Source organism: Roseateles sp. P5_E11, from assembly GCF_054049355.1.
Window position 1 is genome coordinate 1 of record NZ_JBFUMO010000993.1, and the last position, 1,248, is coordinate 1,248.

2 protein-coding genes are annotated in these 1,248 nt (G+C 69.1%); both read right to left on the bottom strand.

The features are described from left to right. Positions 1-449 (bottom strand): SulP family inorganic anion transporter (locus tag ACXJKR_RS32795; protein WP_457326422.1); only part of this gene is annotated, 449 nt, incomplete at its 3' end. A 127-nt stretch (positions 450-576) separates the two neighbouring features. Beyond that, a partial coding sequence (metG, locus tag ACXJKR_RS32800; RefSeq protein WP_457326423.1) for a methionine--tRNA ligase subunit beta occupies positions 577-1,248 on the bottom strand: 672 nt, incomplete at its 5' end.

Consider the following 1,248-nt stretch of genomic DNA (forward strand, 5'->3'; position numbering starts at 1 on the left):
TCCTTCAGCTGAGCGAGCGCGATCAGCACCGCGATGCCGTTGGTGAAGCCGGTGACGATGGCCACCGGGATGTAGCGCACCAGCACGCCCAGCTTGAGGGCGCCCATCGCGAACAGCAGCACACCGGCGCCCATGGTGGCGAGCAGCAGATTGGCCAGGCCGTAGCGCTGCAGGATGCCGTAGACGACGACGATGAAGGCGCCGGCCGGCCCGCCGATCTGCACGCTGGAGCCGCCGAAGAGGGAGATCAGCAAGCCGGCGACGATGGCCGTGGCCAGGCCCTGTTCGGGGCGCAGACCGGAGGCGATGGCGAAGGCCAGCGCCAGCGGCAGCGCGACGATGCCGACCGTCAGGCCGGCGCCGAGATCAGCGAGGAAGCGCTGCCGCGAGTAACCCGCCCGCAGCGCGAGCATGCGGGGGCGGAAAGGGTGCAGCTGGGGCAGTGGCATGGAACCTCCGGGGTGGCGACGACGCGAGGAGCGAGGTCGCGGCCGGAGGCCCGCAGTGGTAGTGCTCGGCGATGAAACGCCGGCGCCGCGACGGGCCAAGAGGCAGTCGCGGCGAGTTCATGGCTGCTCAGCGCACCCGCATGCCCGGCAGAGCGCCGGGGAAAGGCTCGAGCACGAAGATGCCCGGGTGGGCCTTCTCGTCGGCGTGGCTGGCGGCCAGCACCATGCCCTCGCTGATGCCGAACTTCATCTTGCGCGGTGCGAGGTTGGCGACAAGCACGGTCAGCTTGCCTTCCAGGGCCTCGGGCTTGTAGGCGCTTTTGATGCCACTGAAGACATTGCGCAGGCGGCCCTCGCCAGCGTCCAGCGTCAGGCGCAGCAGCTTGTCCGAGCCCTCGACGTGCTCGGCCTTGACGATCTTCGCGATGCGCAGGTCAACCTTGGCGAAGTCGTCGATCTTGATCTCTTCCGCGAGGTCTTCGCCACCGGGCACTACCTTCGGCGCCGGCGGGGCTTCGAACAGCTGCTCCACCTTGGCCAGGTCGACGCGCTGCATCAGGTGCTGGTAGACGCCGATCTGGTGGGCGCCCAGGGCGCGGGCGCTGTCGCTCCACTGCAGCGGCGCGATCTTCAGGAAGGCCTCGACCTGGCCGGCCAGGGCCGGCAGCACCGGCTTGAGATAGAGGGTCAGCAGGCGGAAGGCCTCGATGCAGACGCTGCAGACGTCGTGCAGGGCGGCGTCCATGCCCTCCTGCTTGGCCAGCTCCCAGGGCTTGTGCTGGTCGACGAACTCGTTGAC